Origin of the sequence: Bifidobacterium tibiigranuli (assembly GCF_009371885.1) — a bacterium.
In the GTDB taxonomy this organism is placed as follows: domain Bacteria; phylum Actinomycetota; class Actinomycetes; order Actinomycetales; family Bifidobacteriaceae; genus Bifidobacterium; species Bifidobacterium tibiigranuli.
Genome location: NZ_QLZA01000013.1, coordinates 39,513 through 59,648 on the forward strand (window position 1 = coordinate 39,513; position 20,136 = coordinate 59,648).

General features: G+C 62.3%; 16 protein-coding genes and 1 pseudogene. 3 read left to right on the forward strand and 14 right to left on the reverse strand.

The features are described 5' to 3' along the window. Window positions 1-65: 65 nt before the first annotated feature. The 3 genes from DDF78_RS10855 to DDF78_RS10865 all read left to right on the forward strand — a co-directional run bounded on the left by DDF78_RS10855 (window position 66) and on the right by DDF78_RS10865 (window position 3,022). Window positions 66-1,412, forward strand: coding sequence for a TrkH family potassium uptake protein (locus tag DDF78_RS10855; protein WP_415482402.1), 1,347 nt, complete (start codon window positions 66-68; stop codon window positions 1,410-1,412). Between the two features lie 130 nt (window positions 1,413-1,542). Next, a complete protein-coding gene (locus DDF78_RS10860; RefSeq protein WP_152581747.1) occupies window positions 1,543-2,196 on the forward strand; it encodes a potassium channel family protein in 654 nt (217 codons plus the stop codon). Window positions 2,197-2,326: 130 nt separating this feature from the next. Further along, the gene (locus tag DDF78_RS10865; protein WP_152581746.1) at window positions 2,327-3,022 is read left to right on the forward strand and encodes a hypothetical protein; all 696 of its coding nucleotides are present in this window, start codon (window positions 2,327-2,329) and stop codon (window positions 3,020-3,022) included. On the opposite strand, the gene DDF78_RS10870 is transcribed toward DDF78_RS10865, so the two are convergent. From DDF78_RS10870 to DDF78_RS10935, 14 genes and pseudogenes are all read right to left on the reverse strand, one after another. Beyond that, window positions 2,980-3,918, reverse strand: coding sequence for a TlyA family RNA methyltransferase (locus tag DDF78_RS10870; protein WP_237564656.1), 939 nt, complete (start codon window positions 3,916-3,918; stop codon window positions 2,980-2,982). The two genes, DDF78_RS10865 and DDF78_RS10870, sit on opposite strands and share 43 nt — an antisense overlap. Further along, the gene (locus tag DDF78_RS12010; protein WP_152581745.1) at window positions 3,911-4,171 is read right to left on the reverse strand and encodes a hypothetical protein; all 261 of its coding nucleotides are present in this window, start codon (window positions 4,169-4,171) and stop codon (window positions 3,911-3,913) included. The genes DDF78_RS10870 and DDF78_RS12010 overlap by 8 nt, the downstream gene beginning before the upstream one ends. A gap of 10 nt (window positions 4,172-4,181) precedes the next feature. Beyond that, the gene (locus tag DDF78_RS10880; RefSeq protein WP_152581744.1) at window positions 4,182-5,273 is read right to left on the reverse strand and encodes an HAD-IIA family hydrolase; all 1,092 of its coding nucleotides are present in this window, start codon (window positions 5,271-5,273) and stop codon (window positions 4,182-4,184) included. Window positions 5,274-5,806: 533 nt separating this feature from the next. Further along, window positions 5,807-7,480, reverse strand: a pseudogene (locus tag DDF78_RS12015) (tetratricopeptide repeat protein); the annotation flags it as partial. Window positions 7,481-8,037: 557 nt separating this feature from the next. Next, a complete protein-coding gene (gene tyrS / locus DDF78_RS10890; protein WP_152581743.1) occupies window positions 8,038-9,360 on the reverse strand; it encodes a tyrosine--tRNA ligase in 1,323 nt (440 codons plus the stop codon). Window positions 9,361-9,489: 129 nt separating this feature from the next. Beyond that, window positions 9,490-10,983: an argininosuccinate lyase gene (argH, locus tag DDF78_RS10895; RefSeq protein WP_152581742.1), complete on the reverse strand. Its 1,494-nt coding sequence runs from the start codon at window positions 10,981-10,983 to the stop codon at window positions 9,490-9,492. A 187-nt stretch (window positions 10,984-11,170) separates the two neighbouring features. After that, a complete protein-coding gene (locus DDF78_RS10900; RefSeq protein WP_152581741.1) occupies window positions 11,171-12,409 on the reverse strand; it encodes an argininosuccinate synthase in 1,239 nt (412 codons plus the stop codon). A gap of 148 nt (window positions 12,410-12,557) precedes the next feature. After that, window positions 12,558-13,076 carry an arginine repressor gene (gene argR, locus DDF78_RS10905; protein WP_237564659.1) on the reverse strand — a complete coding sequence of 173 codons (519 nt, stop codon included), beginning with the start codon at window positions 13,074-13,076 and terminating at the stop codon, window positions 12,558-12,560. A gap of 206 nt (window positions 13,077-13,282) precedes the next feature. Then, window positions 13,283-14,248 carry an ornithine carbamoyltransferase gene (argF, locus tag DDF78_RS10910; RefSeq protein ID WP_152581740.1) on the reverse strand — a complete coding sequence of 322 codons (966 nt, stop codon included), beginning with the start codon at window positions 14,246-14,248 and terminating at the stop codon, window positions 13,283-13,285. A 226-nt stretch (window positions 14,249-14,474) separates the two neighbouring features. Next, window positions 14,475-15,818 (reverse strand): acetylornithine transaminase, encoded by a 1,344-nt coding sequence (locus DDF78_RS10915; protein ID WP_152581739.1) that lies wholly within the window; start codon window positions 15,816-15,818, stop codon window positions 14,475-14,477. Further along, window positions 15,808-16,767 (reverse strand): acetylglutamate kinase, encoded by a 960-nt coding sequence (argB, locus tag DDF78_RS10920; RefSeq protein WP_152581776.1) that lies wholly within the window; start codon window positions 16,765-16,767, stop codon window positions 15,808-15,810. Before argB ends, DDF78_RS10915 begins: the two co-directional genes overlap by 11 nt. A 167-nt stretch (window positions 16,768-16,934) precedes the next feature. Further along, on the reverse strand, window positions 16,935-18,101 hold the full coding sequence (argJ, locus tag DDF78_RS10925) for a bifunctional glutamate N-acetyltransferase/amino-acid acetyltransferase ArgJ (protein ID WP_152581738.1): 1,167 nt from the start codon (window positions 18,099-18,101) through the stop codon (window positions 16,935-16,937). Then, entirely contained in the window at window positions 18,098-19,192 is a 1,095-nt protein-coding gene (argC, locus tag DDF78_RS10930) for an N-acetyl-gamma-glutamyl-phosphate reductase (RefSeq protein ID WP_152581737.1), read from the reverse strand. Before argC ends, argJ begins: the two co-directional genes overlap by 4 nt. A gap of 179 nt (window positions 19,193-19,371) precedes the next feature. Then, window positions 19,372-20,088, reverse strand: a complete 717-nt coding sequence (locus DDF78_RS10935) for a hypothetical protein (RefSeq protein WP_152581736.1) — start codon at window positions 20,086-20,088, stop codon at window positions 19,372-19,374. Window positions 20,089-20,136: the final 48 nt, after the last annotated feature.

Here is a 20,136-nt window from a genome sequence, read left to right on the forward strand (position 1 = left end):
CGCATCCCATCTTCGAGCGCCAAGGCACCGATTCCGCTGGGCTCACCGCCATCGCGCGCCATCGCATGGCTCATCTCGTTTCGCGCATGTTCTCGCATCCCGGGCGAATGACGATGCTGTATTTCGCGGCGCTTATCGTCGTCGTCACGCCGTTGCTGATGACGCCCATCGCCTCGCATGAAAAAGAGCCGACATCGATTTCGATTGCATTCTTCACTGCGGTTTCAGCCTTGTCGACCTGCGGCATTCCGGTGGTCAACACGACCACGCACTGGACCACCTTTGGTCAGGCCATCATTCTCCTGTCGGTCCAGATCGGTGGCGTCGGCGTCATGACCTTCGCCTCGCTCATCGCGCTGGCCGCCAACCGCCATATGCGCGCCTCGCAGCGTCTGCTGACCGCCAGCGAGCTGGGTACGACAAAGCTCGGCGAAGTGCGCGGCGTGCTGCGCGTAGTGGTCGCCACGGCACTGACCATCGAATTCATCACTTTCATAGCCCTGTTTCCCGGCCTGTTGCACATCAACCACGGCGACCTTGTCCAAACGGTGTGGGAGGCGCTGTTCTACGCCGTTTCGTCGTACAACAATGCCGGGTTCACGCCCGATGGCGCGGGGCTGCACATCAATTCGTGGGCGGTGGGGCTGCCGATTATGCTCAGCGCGTTCTGCGGCACGCTGGGCTTCCCGGTGCTGATGAATCTCATGCGGGCGATACGCGGGCACATTCCGCCGCGCAAATGGACGCTGCACACCAAAATCACGCTGGTGATGACCTTCTCCTTGCTCGCCACGTCACTGGTCTGGTTCCTGCTGGTCGAATGGCGCAATCCGTATCTGTTCCGCAACGCCGATTTCGAATCGCGCCTGCGCGGGGCGCTGTCCGCCGCAGTGATGCCGCGCACCTCCGGTTTCGATCCCTCATGGGTGCCGCAGGTGAGCGAGCCGACCAAGGTGTTCATGAGCGCGATGATGTTCATCGGCGGCGGCAGCACCTCGACCGCCGGCGGCATCCGCGTCACCACTTTCGCGGTGGTGCTGCTGATCTGCCGCGCCGCCTTCACCGGCCATAAGGACGTCAATGCCTTCCACCGCCGCCTGCCCACCCGCACTCGGCTGACGGCGGTAAGCGTGGTCACCGCCTGCTTCATGGTCGTGGTCGTCACTTCGATGGCGCTGATGATGGTCACCGGCGCGTCGCTGACCGACGCCCTGTTCGACACCTGCTCGGCCTTCGGGCTGGGCGGCTACTCGGTCGGCGTGGCGCGCGCCGACAACCCGGTGGCCCTGATGCTTCTGGCGGCGACGATGATCATAGGGCGATTGGGGCCGATGACGATTGCCTACGCGATCAACCGGCCGCTCGCGGACGAAATGGTGCGCTATCCTTGTGAGACGATTGTCGTCGGATAGCCCTTGTGGTGGCGGCTGGCTGGACCGCCGACGCTGGTGACGGCAATGGCGGCGACGGTGGCAACGGCTGGCTGAGCGGTCGCCGGGCTGCTCTGTAGGCATTCATGCTGACTTCATGCAGGAGGAATCAATGGCGAAAACAAACACAAGCGTTCTAGTCGTAGGGCTGGGGCGCTTCGGGGTGTCTGTGGCCCGCACGCTTGACGCGCTCGGCCAGGATGTGCTGACGGTGGACCGCGATCCCGAACTCGTCAACCGCTGGTCCTCGCAGCTGCCCACCGTGCAGGCGGATATGACCGACGCGGTATCGCTTGAGCAGCTCGGCGCCAAGGACTTCGACACCGCAGTCGTTGCCATCGGCGACAGCGTCGAGTCCTCGGTGATCACCGCCGGCAACCTGCTGGATGTCGGCATCACGGACCTGTGGGCGAAATCCGTCTCCGAAGAGCACGCCCGCATACTCAAACGCATCGGCGTGCGCCACATCATCAACGCGGAAACCGACGCCGGCAAGCGCGTCGCGCACCTCGTCTCCGGCAAATACCTTGACTACATCGAGATCGAAGGCCCGTATTCGGTCGTCAAAGTCCATACTCCGGCCCACGTCGTCGGGGTATCGGTCGCCGATGCGCGTATCAAGGAGCGCTTCGGCATCACTTTGGTTGGTCTCAAGGCCCCCGGCCGGGAATTTGAGTACGGCTCGGACGCGCTGATCATGCATCGCAACGACGAGCTCATCATCATGGGCACGCAGGACGAAATCGACCGTTTCATACGCGGCTGAGGAGGATTGCGGGGACAAATCCAGGGTGATGTTGTGCATATGACTTTGCATCATGGGAATAAACTCGGTATAAAGAGGGATGGTAGCTTGTCGCAATGAGGCGACAACGCCGCGTGGAAGGGGCACACGGATGAATCTCAATCTCACGTCGTTCGGCGGCAGTATCCGACCGGGAGTCTATGGACATCTTATTCTGCATGGGACGCACACCATCGAAAGCGGGGTGCGGTTCAGGAGGCTGACCGTCAACGGCCAAGTACGCGGCCCGCACTATGCAGGAGACCATATCGTCTTCGCTTCCGGAGAGCTCATCAGCGACGGTGATGTGCGCGTGCGCCGGATATCGGGTCATGGCCGGATGCTGGTCAAGGGGCATTTGCGCTGTGAACTGCTTGACTTCACCGGTGAAATCAAAACCGCACATGCGCTGCATTGCATCCAGAGCATGAATCTACGCGGCCTGCTGCATGCCGCGGATACTGTTACAGCAAATCATATCGAGATATTCGGCATCGCCGAGGCAACGGCAATGCATGCGAAGATTACCGCGATCGAACCGTTGGAAAGCGAAATATTCAAGCGTCTGCGCATGCGCAACTACCATGCTCCGAGTCATGTACACACGATTCATGCCAGCACATTGAAGGCTCGCTGGCTTGTCTGCTCGCATATCCGCGTCGACTCCGCAGTGCTGTTGGACGGCTGCCGCATCGAATACGCCGAATTTCGCGACGATCTCGTTCTCGACCGTTCGTCTTCGGTGTCGATGCTCAGCGACCGCAGTCAGCGTGTGCCCGGAGCCGCGGCAGAGCGCAAGCAGGCGTAAAGCAGATATTCGATGTTGCCAGCCCCGCCCGCAATCGGGCTGACGCAATGCCCGCATACTTCGAAGCCGTGTTCCTGTGCGCAGCCTATCACGGTGTGCAAGGCCTGCTCGCGCAACGCGGGGTCTTCGACCACGCCGTTCTTGCCCAGCCGCCCCTTGCCGACTTCGAACTGCGGCTTGACCAGCAGCACAGCATGGGCGCCGGGAGCTGCCAGCCGGGCGATAACAGGGATGACATAAGTCAGGGAGACGAAAGAGACATCAGTGACGACCATGTGCGGTGCGAATGGCAGATTGTCAGGCATGACCTCGCGGATGTTGACGCCGCTCATCTCGATGATGCGCGGATCAGCGGCGATGCGCGGGTCGAGCTGACCGTGGCCCACATCGAGGGCGATGACCTTGTCAGCGCCCCGGCGCAGCAGCACATCGCAGAAGCCGCCCGTCGACGCGCCGATATCGAGGCAGCGCAGGCCTTGCGGCGATGGCAGACCGACTGAAGCGAAGGCCTCGAAGGCACCAACCAGCTTGTACGCACCGCGCGAGGCATAGTCCTCGCCTTTGTCGACACGCAGATTGTCGCCGCTGTGCACCGGCTCTGACGCCTTGCGCGCAGTCGCACTGTTGACAACCACGTGGCCGGAGCGAATCAGGGTCTGGGCCTTGGAGCGGGTCGTGACCAAGCCGCGTTCGACAAGCGCCACATCCAGCCGACAAGGCTGTGCGCTGTTGGCTGTGTTGCCACTATTATCGCCGTTGCGGCTATCGCCGTTCGGGCTGGAATACGCGCCGAAGTTCAAGCCGAATTGGCCGGATTGAGCATGATGATGCATCTGGGAACGCGCCCCGTTATGTCCGCGAGCATTGTCTGCTTGCAGCAGTTTGAAACTAGCCACGGCTGCTGTCTAGCTCACGCTGCAACTGGGCGAGCACGTCGGCATAGATGGCGATGCGCTCCTCGCCATCCAGCTCGTCCGGCGCTGTGAGCTGAGGATAGCGCTGCAGCGTGCCGCTCGCGGGCTCAGTCCCCGATTCAGCAACCGACTCAGAGGCGAGCCCAGCTTGGGAAGCCTGGGTGGCATTGGCTGCGCTGCTACTGGAGCCAAAAGCGTCACCGTCCGATGCACGCTTCATGATGCTGTCCATCATGCTCCGTCCATCACAGATCGAAATCAGGAAGCGCGATGGCCGCAATATCGTTGCCGCCATCGGCGTACTCCCATGCCAGGCAGCAGGCGGCGCGCAGCGCATTGACGCTGGAAGCGGCATTGTCGCTGTCGCCATTGCCGTCGCTGATGCGCAGCTCGCCGTCTTCAATCCAAGCCTTCGCAGTATTCTCAGTGCCATCAGCAGCGCCTTGCGCAGTGCTGCAGCACCATGCGCCGCTTTCATCCCGCACCGGCGCCGGCTGCGCTTCGTTCAGACCGCGCAGATCGGGGACAATATACGTCGGGCGCAGATGCGCCGGCGCGGTCATCAGCTCATGCGGGTTGGTGACGCCCGTGAGCACGGCCAGTGAATCGTAGCCGCCGCGATTGCCCGCTTCGATATCTGTGTCCAGCCGGTCGCCGATAGCGAGGCATGCCTGCTTCGCCACCGGTTCTTCGCCGTCACGTGCGGCCAGCAGCCGTGCCTCGTCGTACATGGCCGATTCGGGCTTGCCTGCCGAGGCGACCGGTTCGACGCCGGTGGCGGTGGTGACGGCTTGAATGAGCGAACCGCAGCCCGGGGCGATGCCCAGCTCGCGGGGTATCGTCAGATCGCGATTCGTGACGAAATAGGCCGCGCCGCGCTCGACGGCGAATGACGCCTCGGCCAGCTCATGCCACGCCAAGTCCGGGTGCCAGCCCTGAATCACCGCCTGCGGATTGTCCTGCGCACCCTCAACGACGCGCAATCCCTGGCCGCTGACCTCCTCGCGCAGATGTTCGGCGCCCAGCACAAGCACTGACGAGCCGGCATCCACATGGCGGGCGACCATGCGGGCTGCCACGACGGCGGAGGTAATGATCTGCCACGGCTCGACGTCAAGCCCAAAGCCACGCAGCTGCTCGGCCACGACACGCTGGAAGCGCGAGGAGTTATTGGTGGTGTATTCCACCGTCATCCCGGCATGCTCGGCCGCGCGAATCGAATCGGCCGCATGATCGATGGGGTTCTTGCCCAAGTACACCACGCCGTCCAAATCGAGCAGCGCCAAATGATAGGCCTGGCTCAACGCTTGTTTCGTTCCCTGCAGAAAACGTGTCATATTCGCTCTCTTCCCTGTCGTTCCGCTCGTGTTTGCGGTTCTGCCTATGTGGTGCCGCTGGTTCGCGTACTGGATTCTCACCATTCCCACCGTCGAACCATACTCGCTGGTTGTTAGTTGTTGGATTCGTCGTTGGCGGGGTCGTCATTGGCGAGGTCGGCTGCATCTTCGGCTTCACCTTCGGGCTCCTGCGGGTTGTCTTCCGAGTCAGCAGCATCGTCCTGCACCGGCTCGGCGATGGCGTCAGCGGCCTTGGATTCCACAGATTCCTCGGAAGCTTCAAGCGTCACCGGCTCTGCATCGGCCTGCACGCCAGCCAGAGCCTCTTGCGCGGGCAACTCCTGCTCATCATCGGATTGGGCATCGTAGGCGTCATCCGCTTCGGTTTCAGCCTCGGCACGCACGCTGTCCTCCGTCGCGTCAGCAGTAGCGCTGGATGGCACGCTGTCGGCATCCACCGTCGTATCGACATCCGATGCAGCATCAGTTGGGGAAACAGCGTCGCCTTGTTCAGCGGAGCCCGCAGCATCATCGTCCGTATCCGCAGCTTCGTTCGAGTCGTCGTCATCGGCTCGCACTGCGTTGTCAGACACTGTGCTATCAGACGCTGCGTCGTCAGACACTGCGTAATCATCAGCCTCACGCCGATCGTCATAACGCTCGTCCGGCGCATACTTCGCGTCGTCCCACGTGATGCCGAGCTTGTCCATGAGCTCGCCGGGAAGATCCTCAAGATCGTAGTCGATGACGATATCGTCCGATTCCTCGTCTTCGTCCTCGTCGGCATACTGCAATTCGAGACGCTCGATCAGCGGATCGAGGTCCGCCGCCTGGTCGCCGTGACCGGATTCCTCAAGGAAGTACTGCTCCGCCTGCAGCGCACGCATGCGGTAGGCTCCCGGAAGCCCATTGGAGCGGCCGAGCTTGTGTACGACGGCAATCGCCTGATCCCACATCTGCAAGTCGCCCAATGCACCGGCGTAGACGAGGAACATCTCGACCTTCGACTCGCCTTGTAATCCCTTGCCTTCGTCGGACAGCGCCAGCTCGACGGCCTTCTTCGGATTGCCCAAGCCACGTTCGCAGTCGGCCATGAACGGCAGATAGTCCGAGAAGCCGTTCATGCGGTGCGCGGTCTGGAATTCGCGCAGCGCCAGCTTGTAGTCGCCCTGGCGGTAGGCGATGAACGCCAGCGTCTCGCGGCTGAAATCGATGCGCGAAGCCTGCCGCGCCACCCATTTGGCATGCTCGAGAGCCGCCTGCGGGTCGCTCTCCTCAAGCGTGTACGCGGCCAGAATATGCAGCCCCGTGTTCTCGGCATGCTCCTTGGCTAGCCCGCGCAAGCGCTCCTTCTCGTCCTTGGAGAGCATTGACCACTCCATGCCGCGCGGCATGCGCGGCTCATCGGGCCGGCGATGCGTGTACGGATTCTGCGAGGGGAAGGATATCGTGCCATCCGAATTGCGGCGCGGAGCGTTGAGATAGTCGTCCCTGCCGTCCCTGCGCTGCGCACGGTATCCATCGCGCTCGTTGCGGTCGAATTGGCGACCTGCGCCTTCGCGGTGGAAGTCGCGACGATCATCATGACGATAGCCGCCCCGGCGATCATCGCCGCGGCCGCCCTGGTTGTCCCTGCGGTAGCCGCCGCCCTGTCCGTCGCGATGCGACTCATATGAGCGCCCGCCACGGTTGTCATAGCGATTGTCGCGGCGATCGCCGTCACGACGCTGCGAATCATGTGAACGGTAATTGCCGCGTTCGCCGCCATACTCCCCGTCACGGTGGAAGTCACGGTGATAGCCGCCCCTGCGGTCATCGCGATGATCGTCACGGTGGAAATCACGACGTCCATGCTCGCCGTCGCTCCGATAGCCGCCCCTGCGATCGTCACGATGGTCATTACGGTGGAAATCACGCCTGTCGCCATCACGATGGAAGTCGCGATGCCCGCCGTCACGCGAGTTCTCATGCCGCTCGCCATCAGAGCGATGGAAATCACGATGGTCGTTATTGCGGTCGTTGCGATGGAAGTCCCGGCGTTCGCCATCCTGACGATAGCCGCCACGGCGCTCCCCCGAATCCCCATCGCGGTGGAAGTCCTTGCGATATCCCCTGTTCTGAGAATCGCGGTTGTGGAAATCACGGTTACGGGAATCGCGATCATGGAAGTCACGGCGCTGCCCATCATTGCTGCGCTGCTCGCCGTCACGATGCTCGCCATCGCGGTGGAAGTCACGCTGGCCACCGTGCCCGTAGCGCGGGTTCTCGCCATCGCGCCGCCCGCGATAGCCGCCATGCTCGTCGTCACGGCGCGGCTTGTCGTACCGGCGGTGCTCGCCGTGGCTGCGGTCGGAGAAGCGCCGTTCCTGGCCTTCGCCATCGCGATGCTCGCCATCGTGATCATGATTGCGGTATCCATGATCCGGACGTCCGCTGTTCGAACGGTGGAATCCGCCGCTGCGTCCCCCACCATAGGAATGGCCTGAATGCCCTCCCCTGGAGCCGCCGTAGGAGCGTCCCGAATGCCCATTGCCTGAGCCGTGGCTGCCTCCCTGGCCTGAATGGGAGTCCGAGCGATGCGATTCGTATGATTTGCCGTCGCGCGATCCGCGCTGTTCTTCTGCCATAGTCATTCCTTAACGTTGATGTATTCCGCTCGAAAGCCTGTCTTGGTGCACGCTGCCGTCTTCGTGCACATTATTGTCATAACGCACAGTGTTGTAGTGATGCACAATGTTGTCGTAATGCACAGTGCTGCTGTGGCTCACTGCCGCTCAACCACGCCGAGGGCCTTCTTGCCACGTCGAATCAGCGCGAACTTGCCGTGCAGGAAGTCGTCCTCGGCCAAGGTCTGCTCGGCGTCGGCGACGCGCTCATTGTTGACGTAGACGCCACCCGAAGCGATGGTTTTGCGCGCTTCGGAAATCGACTTGAACAGCCCTGCCGCGGCTCCTGCCTCGGACACCCGCTCGCCCGGCTGCGCTTTCGCGAAAACCGCCGAATGCCTGCTGTCTTCGACTTTCAGCCCGTCCAAAGCGGATTCGAGCGTCTGCGCATCGATGGCGTGCAGATCGCCACCACGCCCGAAAAGCGCCGATGAGGCATCGATGGCCTGCTGCGTCGCCTCGTCGCCGTGCACGAGACTGGTCACTTCCCACGCCAACGTGCGCTGCGCCTCGCGCGCGCCAGGATTCGTCGCGATGCATGCTTCGAGCCGCGCGATCTCCTCCTTGGGCAGGAAGGTGAAGACCTTGAGCAGCTTAGCCACCTCGACATCAGGCTGATTGAGCCAGAACTGGTAGAACTTGTACGGACTGAGCATCTCGGGGTCGAGCCAGACCGCGTTGCCCTCGGACTTGCCAAACTTCTTGCCCTGACTGTCGGAGATGATCGGGCTGGTGAATACGTTGACATTCGTCTCGCGTACCTTGTGAATCAAGTCAAGCCCGGAGGTGAGGTTGCCCCATTGGTCGGAACCGCCTAGCTCCAAGGTGCAGCCGTATTCGTCGAACAGGTGCAGGAAGTCATTGCCCTGCAGCACCTGATAGCTGAACTCGGTAAAGGAAATGCCCTCCTGCGATTCGAGACGGCGGGCTACGGTGTCCTTGGCCAGCATGGTGCCGAGGCGGAAGTTCTTGCCCACATCGCGCAGGAAGTCGATGGCGGACATGCTCGCAGTCCAGTCGTAGTTGCTCACGAAGCGCACCGGATTGCCGCCGTCGACCTCGAGGATGCCACTGATCTGCGATTTGAGGCGCTCGGACCAAGCGGCCACGATTTCCTTGGGGTTGAGCGTGCGTTCGCCGCTCTGCCGCGGATCACCGATCAGCCCGGTCGCGCCGCCGACCAATGCGATGGGATGATGACCCGCGGCCTGCAAATGACGCATGATGATGAGCTGCACGAGGTTGCCGACATGCAACGATGCCGCCGTCGGATCGAATCCGCAATAATAGGTGATAGGTTCCCCGTTCAACGCCTGCGCGAGCTGATCGCGATCCGTGGACTGAGTAATCAGTCCACGCCAGTTCAACTCCTCGAAGAGGGAGTCGAATCCCGCTTCCTTGAAATTGGCGACGTGAGCCATGTCTGGTGCCTCTCCCCTGTCAAATTGTGGATACCGACGCGCACGGCCATAAGCCATGCAAACCTTTTCAGTTTTGCAGGACATGGCGACAGCAGCGCTGCGGACGAAACCAAACGATTGCGCGTCGGATTAGCGCAGGGTTTCGGGAGCCTTGTAGGCCGAGCCGTCGCTGATCGAATGAGCGAACGACCTGAGCGCATCAAGCGTCGCCCGCGCCCCTGCGAGCTGCTCGCGCACACGGGCGGGCGAGGTGCCGCCCTTGCCGTTGCGGGCAGCGACCGAGCCTTCAACCGAGAGGACCTCGCGCACCGCTGGGGCCTTGTCGGCAGGCAGGAAGTGCGAGAATATCTCAACGAAATCGCCATCGCTCAGATCCCAGAGCTCCCCGCCGCGTTCCTCGGCCCGCTTGACGCAGGCACCGGAGAGCTCATGCGCATGGCGGAAGGGCACACCATTCTTCACCAGCCATTCCGCAATATCGGTGGCCAAAGCAAAACCGGTGGGCGCCTGCTCACGCAGCCGGTCGCGATCGAAGGTCATCGTCGCAATCATGCCGCCGAATGCCGGGAGCAGCACTTCGAGGGTATCGACCTGATCGAACACCGCTTCCTTGTCCTCCTGCAAATCCCGGGCGTATGCGGTGGGCAGACCTTTGAGCGTGGTCAGCAGGCCAGTCAGATCGCCGATGAGGCGACCGGCCTTGCCACGCGCCAATTCCGCGATATCGGGATTCTTTTTCTGCGGCATGATCGAGGAGCCGGTCGAATAGGCGTCATCGAGCTTGACGAAGGAGAATTCCTGCGTGTTCCAGATGATGATCTCTTCGCTCAACCGGCTAATATCCACGCCAATCATGGCGGCGATGAAGGAGAATTCAGCGACCGTGTCACGGCTTGCGGTGCCATCGATTGAATTGCTGGTGACCTTGGAGAAGCCCAGCTCACGGGCGACCAGCACGGGATCAAGTCCCAGCGTATTGCCTGCCAGCGCGCCAGAGCCGTAGGGGCTGGCATCAATGCGGGCGTCCCAGTCGGCCAGTCGCTGCACATCGCGCAGCAGCGGCCAAGCGTGCGCCAGCAGCTGGTGAGCCAGCAAGACCGGCTGCGCGTGCTGCATATGGGTGCGCCCCGGCATCACGGCATGACCTGCCTCAACCGCCTGGGCGATGATCGCAGAGACGACTTCGAGCACATCGCTGGCTACGATCCGGGCATGCCGGCGCAGCCACATGCGAATCAGCGCGGCGATCTGGTCGTTGCGCGAGCGCCCGGCGCGCAGCTTGCCGCCGAGCTCGTCGCCTGCGATGTCGATCAGCCCGCGTTCCAGCGCCGTCGCCTCATCCTCGTCGTCTTCGATCGGCGCGAACGACCCCGAGTCCACGCGGCGCTGCAATTCGTCAAGCGCCGCCTCCATGCGCCCCAGCTCGTCATCGCTCAGCAGCCCGGCCCGGCCCAAAGCGCGGGCATGGGCGCGGGAGCCGGCGATGTCGTCATCGGCAAGCCGCCAGTCGAACTGGGTCGACTTCGAGAGCCGCGCCAGCTGAGGCGAAGGACCAGAGGCGAAGCGGCCTCCCCATAACGCTAGGTGCTTGTTGTTGCTCTGCGCTTGCGTCGTATCCGCCATCGCCATGCTCCTTATCAACAGTTATCCAACAGGCCATTATTCAACAGGCATGCATACAGCCATACAGCTAGCGAGGGTACCAGTGCGGACCTACCGCGCCGGTACCCTCGCCAACGGCTACGGACTCAGTCGGAGTACGAAATATCCATCATGCGCCTCGTCGAAAGCCCTTAATTCAGGCTGCGCCTCAGGCGACCGCATCCTGCGGCACGACGATGCCGTTGCCGAATTTGACGTCGCGCGCGGCGGCGACCTTGCTCGGCAGGCCGTAGATCTCGATGAAGCCGTTCGAGGCATTCTGATCGAAGCTGTCGCCGGAGTCGTAGGTGGCCAGATTGTAGTCGTAGAGCGAGGTTTCGGAGCGACGCCCCGTCACCACGGCCCGCCCGCCGTGCAGTACCATGCGGATTTCACCGCTGACATACTGCTGAGTGTCTTCGATGAAGGCGTTGAGCGAATGGACCGCAGGCGAGAACCACTGTGCGTCGTAGACCAGCTCGCCCCAGCGCTTGTCGATGTCGCGCTTGATGCGGTGCTGCTCGCGTTCGAGGCAGCAGTTCTCCAGCTCCTCATGCGCGGCGATAAGCGCCACAGCGCCCGGCGCTTCGTAGAGCTCGCGAGACTTGATGCCCACGAGCCGGTCTTCGATGATGTCGATGCGGCCGATGCCCTGTGCGCCCGCGCGACGGTTCATCTCCTCGATGGCCTGCAGCGGCGTGACCTTGCGGCCGTCAATCGCCACGGGGATGCCCTGCTTGAACTCGATGACGACCTCATCCTCGACTGGCGGGAACGCGGGATCGTCGGTGTAGCTGTAGCAGTCCTTGGTCGGCCCGTTCCACGGATCCTCGAGGAATCCGGTTTCGATGGCCCTGCCCCAGACGTTCTGGTCGATGGAGTATGGGCTTTTCTCGGTCTGCACAATCGGCAGGTCGTGCTCCTTGGCGAAGCGAATCTCGACGTCACGGGTGAGCGAAAGATCGCGAATCGGGCTGATGGCCTTGAGCGTCGGGTCGATGGACTGGATCGAGACCTCGAAACGCACCTGATCGTTGCCCTTGCCGGTGCAGCCGTGCGAAATGGTATCCGCACCGAACTGGTGCGCGGCACGGACCAGATGCTTGGTGATCAGCGGGCGCGAAATCGCGGAGACCAGCGGGTATACGCCTTCGTACATGGCATTGGCCTTGAGGGCCTTCATGCAGTATTCCTCGGCGAACTCCTCGCGGGCGTCGACCACATACGCCTCGACGGCCCCGCAGTCGATTGCGCGCTGCTTGATGGTGTCCAGGCTTTCGCCGCCCTGACCGACATCAAGGGACACGGCCACTACATCCTTGCCGGTGCGCTCCTTGAGGAAGGCGATCGCGACGGAGGTATCCAACCCGCCGGAGTATGCCAGGACGATTCGGTTCTTGTCGCTCATAACAACCCTTTCTATAACGTCTCCATGAGTATATACGTTGAGTATATACAAAACGCTGTATATTTATGCAATTCGGTGAGTCGCATGCATTTCACTGTGCATATTTCATTGTGTATATTTCACCATGCAATGCGCCGCCGTAATTATCTCACGCCGTGCGTGAGGCCACGGAAAGCAGCCAGGCGGCCCGTTCGTGGGCCATCGATTCCTCGGCGCAGATCATCAGCACAGTGTCATCGCCGGCAATCGTGCCGAGCACGCCGTCCAGCGGCTGCCTATCAATCACGCTCGCCACATACTGCGCAGCGCCGGAAGGTGTGTGAATCACGACAAGTCTGCCGGCATCGGCGACCGAAACCAACAGCCCGGAAAGCACCCGTGATATCTGCTGCTCGATGCGTTCGGTGCCGCTTCCGGAGCCATCGTCCGCAGGCTCATCGCCGAGCGTGTACGCAACCGTGCCGTCGCGCAGCCGGGCCTTGGTCGCGTTCATCTCGTCGAGATCACGGCTCAGCGTGGCCTGCGTCACTTCGATGCCCTCGTCCGCCAGCACCGAGGAAAGCTGCGACTGCGACGTGATGATATGCGTCAGCAGCGCCTGCTCGATGGCGCTCAGGCGCGCCGCGCGAGTCGCCGGGCGGTGGAGCGCAGGGCGCAGACTATCAATGAATCCAGCCACGTCAGCGCCGTTCGAGTCGGCACTGTTTGAATCGGCACCGTCCACGTCGCTATGATTCGAGACAGCCCGATTCACATCATCACGGTTCACGCCGTCACAATCCACATCGTCAGTGCCCATGTCGCTGTTGCCTGCATCAACGCTATTCATAGCATTCACAGCATGCATAGCACGGCCATCTGCGTCAGCAGTGCTCACGACAGCAGGCTTTCATCGCCGCGCTGCTTGCCGATAAGCCAGGTGAGCAGCGCCTTCTGCGCATGCAGGCGGTTCTCTGCCTCGTCCCATACCGCCGTCTGCGGGCCGTCGATGACCGAGGTGGTGACTTCCTTGCCGCGATATGCCGGCAGGCAATGCTGGAACAGCGCATTCGGCTTGGCCAGCGCCATAAGCTCGTCATTGACCTGATACGCCCGGAAGGGCTTGGACCGAATCGCGTATTCGCTTTCCTCGCCCATCGACACCCAAGTGTCGGTGAACACGCAGTCGACGCCCGAAACGGCTTCGGCCGGATCAGTCGTCACGAGTACCGAGCCGCCGGTGGTCGCGGCGATGCGCTCGGCATCGGCCACGATCCGGGCATCAGGCAGGTAGCCGTTCGGGCCGCTGATGCGCACATGCATGCCCGCCGTGGCACCGCCGAGCAGGTAGGAGTTGGCCATGTTGTTGGCGGCGTCTCCCAAGTACGCGATGCTCATGCCCTCAAGCGCATCGACACCGCCGCGCAACTGCGCCAGCGTGAGGAAATCGGCCAGGACCTGGCAGGGATGGAACTGGTCGGTCAGCGCATTGACGACCGGCACGGTGGCGTATTTAGCCATCTCCTCGACGCGCTCCTGCCCGAAGGTGCGCCACACGATGGCCGAGGTCATGCGTGTCAGCACGCGAGCGGTGTCGGCGACCGGCTCGCCGCGCCCGAGCTGCGAGCCCGCCTTGTCGATGACGAGCGGATACCCGCCGAGTTCGGCGACGCCGACCGAGAAGCTTGAGCGCGTACGCGTGCTCGGCTTGTCGAAGAGGACAGCCACCGCCTGCGGGCCGTCGAAAGGTCGGTGGTAGAAACGGTCCTTGCGGAACCGCATTCCAAGTTCGAGTACCTCGCGCTGCTCGTCATGCGATATGTCGTCATCGCGCAGCATGTGGCGTAGTTGGCCGGTCATAAGCGTCCTCCTTGTGGCTTCCCTGCATTGCTGTTCATCATACCCATCGTTTCGATGCGCATTGTCGTTTCGATGCCCATTGTTGCGCTAGCTATCACGAACCACCTGTTGCATGAGACCGCTTCGCGCGACCGCATCAACGAGCACTATGCAGTGAATGCCTTCAGTTGTTGATATGTTCAGTAGTTCATACGTTCAATAGTTGCAATTCATGCGTTCGGTCATCTCAGTCATCGGGCAGATCGCTGGGGATGGCCGCGAGTATCGCAACAGCCTCGCGCACGTCGCTCTCGCTGACGATGAGCGGCGGGGCGATGCGCAGCGCGTCCGGTGCCACGGCGTTGACGATCAGGCCATGCTCAAGCGCCCAGTTCATCGCCGCATGCGCGCAGGGATGGGATAGTTGCACGGCACGCAGCAGTCCGCGCCCGCGCACCTGCTCGAAGAGCGGGTTGCCCGCTGCCATGATGTCCTCGCTCAACTGCTGGCCGCGCGCCTCGGCGTTGGCCACCAGATCGTCATCCTCGATCACCTTCAGCGTGGCGAGTGCAGCGCTTGCGGCGAGCGGGTTGCCAGCGAAGGTGGAGCCGTGCAGCCCCGGGCCAAGCAGGTCGCTGAGCTGCTGTCCGAAGGCGATCATGCCGCCCATCGGGAAGCCCGAGGCCACGCCCTTGGCGAAGGTGATGGCGTCGGGAATCGCGCCGCCGGAGAGGTCGGCCCGCTGGAAGGCGAACCACTCTCCTGTGCGCCCGATGCCGGTCTGCACCTCGTCGACGATCATCAGCGCATGGTTGGCATCGCACAGCCGCCTGACGGCGCTGACATACTCGGCGCCAAGCGGGCGCACCCCGGCCTCACCCTGAATGAGTTCGAGAATGACTGCGGCTACCGGTCCTTTACCATCCTGACCGCTTTGCGCGAAGGCTTGCTCCAACGCCGCTTGGTCGCCGGCCTGCACGAATTGCACATCAGGCAGCAGCGGATTGTAGGGTTCGCGGATGGACGGCTTCCACGTGGCGCTCAGCGCGCCCAAGGTGCGCCCATGAAATCCTTGCGTCATCGCCAGAATGCGCGCAGGGCTGCCGCCCTGCTCCGGGTCTGTGCCCGGCAGCGTCCTGCCATACAGCTTGGCGAGCTTGAGCGCCGCCTCGTTGCCTTCGGTACCGGAATTGCCAAAGTAGACATGCGATCCAGCGGGCGCGCCAGCCAGTTCGATGAGCTTGGCGGCCAACTCGATCTGCGGACGGGTGGCGAAGTAGTTGCTCGTGTGCGCCACCTTAGCAGCCTGCTCGCTGACGGCCTGCACCCACTGCGGATGCGCGTAGCCAAGCGCGTTGACGGCGATGCCCGCCAGGAAATCGAGGTATTCATTGCCGTCGACGTCCCAGATATGCGTGCCCTGGCCGTGGTCCATCACGCGCAACGGCGGGCCGAACACGCCCATATGCACCTGCGCGTACTCGTCGAGCAGCGCATGGCTTTGCGCTCCGGGCTTGCAGAGAGCTTCGCCGTCGACAGTGCCGCCGACGTAGGCGTTGGATGTGGTTGATTGCTGCGATTCAGTGCTCATATGCGTTCCTCATCAATATGCCGTCCTCCGGAACGACCATCGTGCCGATGCCCGCGGAGGTGAAGATTTCGTTCAATATGGAATGGGGCTTGCGCCCGTCGATGATATGCGCCTGCTTTACGCCACCATCCAGCGCCCGCATGCACGCCTCCATCTTGGGTCGCATGCCGGACTCGAGATCGCCGAGGATGTCGCGCAGATTCTCGACGCCGATCTGGCCAACCAGCGACTCGCGGTCGGGCCAGTTCGCGTACATGCCTTCGATGTCGGTGAGGATGATCAGCTTGCGGGCCCCCAGAGCCGAGGCCAGCGCGGCAGCGGCCGTGTCAGCGTTCACGTTGAGCACCTGCGTCGCATTGTCCTCATCGGGAGCCACCGAGGAGACCACCGGTATGCGCCCGGCGGCGATCAGATCCTCGACGGCTGAGGCGTCGACGCTCACGACGTCGCCGACCAGCCCGATATCGGTCGGCTTGCCGTCGATTATCGGCTTGCGCTTCATGGCCGAGAACAGGCCGCCGTCCTCGCCGGAAAGCCCTACGGCAAGCGGCCCGTGGATGTTGATCAGCCCGACCAGCTCACGCGAGACCTTGCCGGTGAGCACCATGCGCACCACTTCCATCGCCTCGGGCGAGGTGACGCGCAGCCCGCCCCGGAACTCCGAGCGGATGCCCAATGCCTTGAGCATCTGCGAAATCTGAGGTCCTCCCCCGTGCACGATCACCGGATGCATGCCCACCTGCCGCAGGAAGGCCATATCCTGCGCAAAGCACTCCTTGAGATGCGTGTCGACCATGGCATTGCCGCCGTATTTGACCACGACGAGCTGCCCGGAGAATTCCTCAAGCCAGGGCAGCGCCTCGATCAGCACTTCGGCCTTCTGGTCGGGCCTCAGATCGGTGTGCACATCGAAATGAAACCCAGGCCCCCGTAATTCCTGCGCCGCCATCAGCGTCCTTCCCATATATTGAACATAATCGTATTGAAAATAACAGTGTTGAACATAACCATGTTGCGAATAACCGAATTGCACACAGCAGTATCAAGCATCACCGTATTCAGTGACGTATCCACGGTCATCTCATTCCCCGTGCTTCCCGCATGTTCCCAGTCAGTTTACTCATATGCGGCGTTGATGTTCACGTACTCATGAGTCAGATCGTCGCTCCACACCGTGGCCTGATGCTCGCCGGCATGCAGGTCGATGTCGATGAGAATCTCGCGCGGCGTCATGTCGACTTCGGAGCGGTCGCGTCCCGGCTTGCCACCGTCGCATATCTGCACGCCGTTAATCGACACGTCAACTTCGTCGGCGTTGAAGGCCGCATCCTGCTCGGGTATCGCGCCCAGAGAACTGACTACTCGGCCCCAGTTGGGATCATTGCCGTAAATCGCGCATTTGAGCAGATTCGACGCGGCGACCGCACGGGCGCACACCAGCGCTTCATTCTCACTGTGCGCGCCGGCCACCGTGATCTTCACGTCATGGCTCGCGCCTTCGGCGTCGCCCACGATCTGCCGAGCCAAGCTTGCACAGGCCTGCGCCACCAGATCATTGAATTCGTCCGGGTCCGGTTCCACGCCCGAAGCCCCCGAAACCATGAGCAGCACGGTGTCATTGGTCGACATGCATCCGTCGGCATTGATGCGATTGAAGGAATACTCGGCAGCGACACCCAGCGCCGCCTGCAGCTGGCCTGCGGAGACGACGGCATCCGTGGTGATGACGCACAGCATCGTCGCCAACTGCGGCGCGATCATGCCCGAGCCTTTGACCATGCCGCCGAGCCGATAGCCCGTGCCTTGTGCGGTGAAGGTCTTCGGCTTCGTGTCAGTCGTCATAATCGCGTGCGAGGCATCGCTGCCAGCCTGCTCACCCGCTGCCAGCGCGTCATAGGCGGCATGAACGCCTGCGATGACATGCTCCAACGGCAGCAGCTCACCAATCAGCCCGGTGGAGCATACCGCGACGCTCTCCGCTTCGACGCCGAGCAGCTCAGCAGCCGTCTGCGCGGTGGCATGCGACTGCTCATAGCCGGCCTTGCCGGTGCATGCGTTCGCGCCGCCCGAATTGAGCACGACGGCCTTGGCATGGCCATCAGCTACCGCAGCTCTTGACCAGCGCACCGGCGCTGCACAGAAACGATTCGATGTGAATACGCCTGCTACCGCATCGAGCGGTCCCTCGTTGACCACGAAGGCCAGGTCCTTCTTACCTGGCTTCGCGGATATGCCCGCGTCCACGCCCGCCGCCTTGAATCCTTGTGCATACGTCACGCTCATGGCGCCACTCCTATCTTGTTGAGTCCTTTGTCCTCAGGCAGCCCAAGGGCGATATTGAGGGATTGCACCGCCTGCCCGGCGGTGCCGCGATTGAGATTGTCAATCGCCGTGATGGCCAGAAGCCGATTGGCATTATGGTCCACGGCAACCTGAATCTGCGCGGCATTCGAACCCAGGACGTTCTGCGTAGCTGGCAGCTCTCCATCCGGCAGCACGGTGATGAACTGCTGGTCGCGATACAACCCACTCCATACGTTGTGGATCGCGCCATCATCCATGGCTTGCGCCTTTGGGCTCAAGGGCGCGGAAACGCAGGCGAGGATGCCCCGTGCCATCGGCACGAGTATCGGGGTGAATCCGATGGCGAAGCGTTCGGCATCCCGCGCCTCAAGGCCCGCGGCATGAGCGAGGTTCTGCAGGATCTCGGGAATATGCCGATGGCTTCCGCCGACGCCATAGGCATGCGCGGAACCGAAAGCCTCGGATGCAAGCAGGTCCGTGCGCTTCAGGCTTTTGCCTGCGCCCGAATAGCCTACGGCCAGATCTGCCACAACGCCTTTCGGGTCAATCAGGCCTTGCGCAACGGCCGGCTGCAATGCCAAGGTAACTGCCGTCACGTTGCAGCCAGGACCCGCGATACGGGTGGCCCCGGCAAGCGTCTCGCGCTGGCGGCGATACGAACCGTCATCATGCATTCCCGTGACCAGCTCGGGCATGCCATATGTCCAATGCTCGTGGAAGTCACCGCCATAGAAGCTGTCCCACGCCGTTTGCTCCTCAAGGCGATGGTCAGCGCCGAGGTCGACGACATGAATCGAGGGGTCGAGGCCATCCGCCAAAGGGCCGGAGGCACCATGCGGCAGCGCAAGCACGACCACGTCGTAATGATTGAGCACCTCGGGCGTGGTCTCTTCGATCACGAGATCGGCAAGCTGCGGAATATGCGGCATAAGACGGCCGAAGCGCTCACCGGCCGAGGCATGGCCTGTTATGCAGGCCACCTCGAAATCAGGGTGCTGCGCGAGTATGCGCACCGCCTCCCCGCCGGCATAGCCCGTAGCACCTGCTACGGCCACCGAATACCTGGACATGTCTGCCACCTTCCGAACGTCTTTGCAACGACAACGGTCAGTATACATGTTATGCGGTATATTGCATAATTATGCATTTCGTGTCGTGTTGCGGACGCTCCATTCGGGAGTCGTGGCCTTCATTGGTGGTATCTGGCGTCCATATAAGACGCTCCTGATGCAGTGTATCCGGCAGCGCCTCAGATGGGCAGCAGCGCCAGCGCCTGCTGGCCGGGAGCATTGTCCATCTGCCCCTGCGACCATTGCAGGATTTCATCGGCGGTGATGCCCTGGCTCATCATCCACAGCGAGAACAGTACGCTGAGCACGTTGATAATCACGGCAGCCAGCCCCAGCCCGAAGCCTTTCATATGGAAGGTCCTGGTGCGCCACATGGCTGCCGCGCCCAGCAGCGCCGGCAACAAGGGCAGGAAGAACGCCAGCACAAAAGCCACGATGGCGTAGGGATCCCAGTGACCATACAAAGGGTTGCGCTGCGGGTCGTTCGGATCGATGCCATGGGGATTGCTGCCGTTCGGGCCGAAGCCATTGCTCCCAAAGCCCTGAGGATTGCCGCCATTGGCGTTGTATGGGTACGCGCCATGCCCGTTTCCAGCCGCGCCTCCCTGCGTCGCAGGGCCACCCGCAGCATTGCCGGGCTGTTGGCCGTTCCCATATGGCGCAGGCATTCCCGCCCAGCCTGCAGCCTGCGGGGCCTGAGCCTGAGCACCCTGCGGCGCCTGCTCGGGCTTCGGCTCCTCAGGGCGACCATACGCATACGGATCGTAGTTGGGCGGGAACTGGCTCAGGAGCGCCCCGTATTCCGGTTGCGCGATCTGCCCATACTCAGGCTGCCGGTATTCGTTCTGCCCGTCAGCGCGGCCGTTCTGCGAGTGCTCCTGATCCGATTCGCTCATATGCGCGTGACTCCTTTTCCGTGTGTGCTGAGACTTCTACCGCTAGAA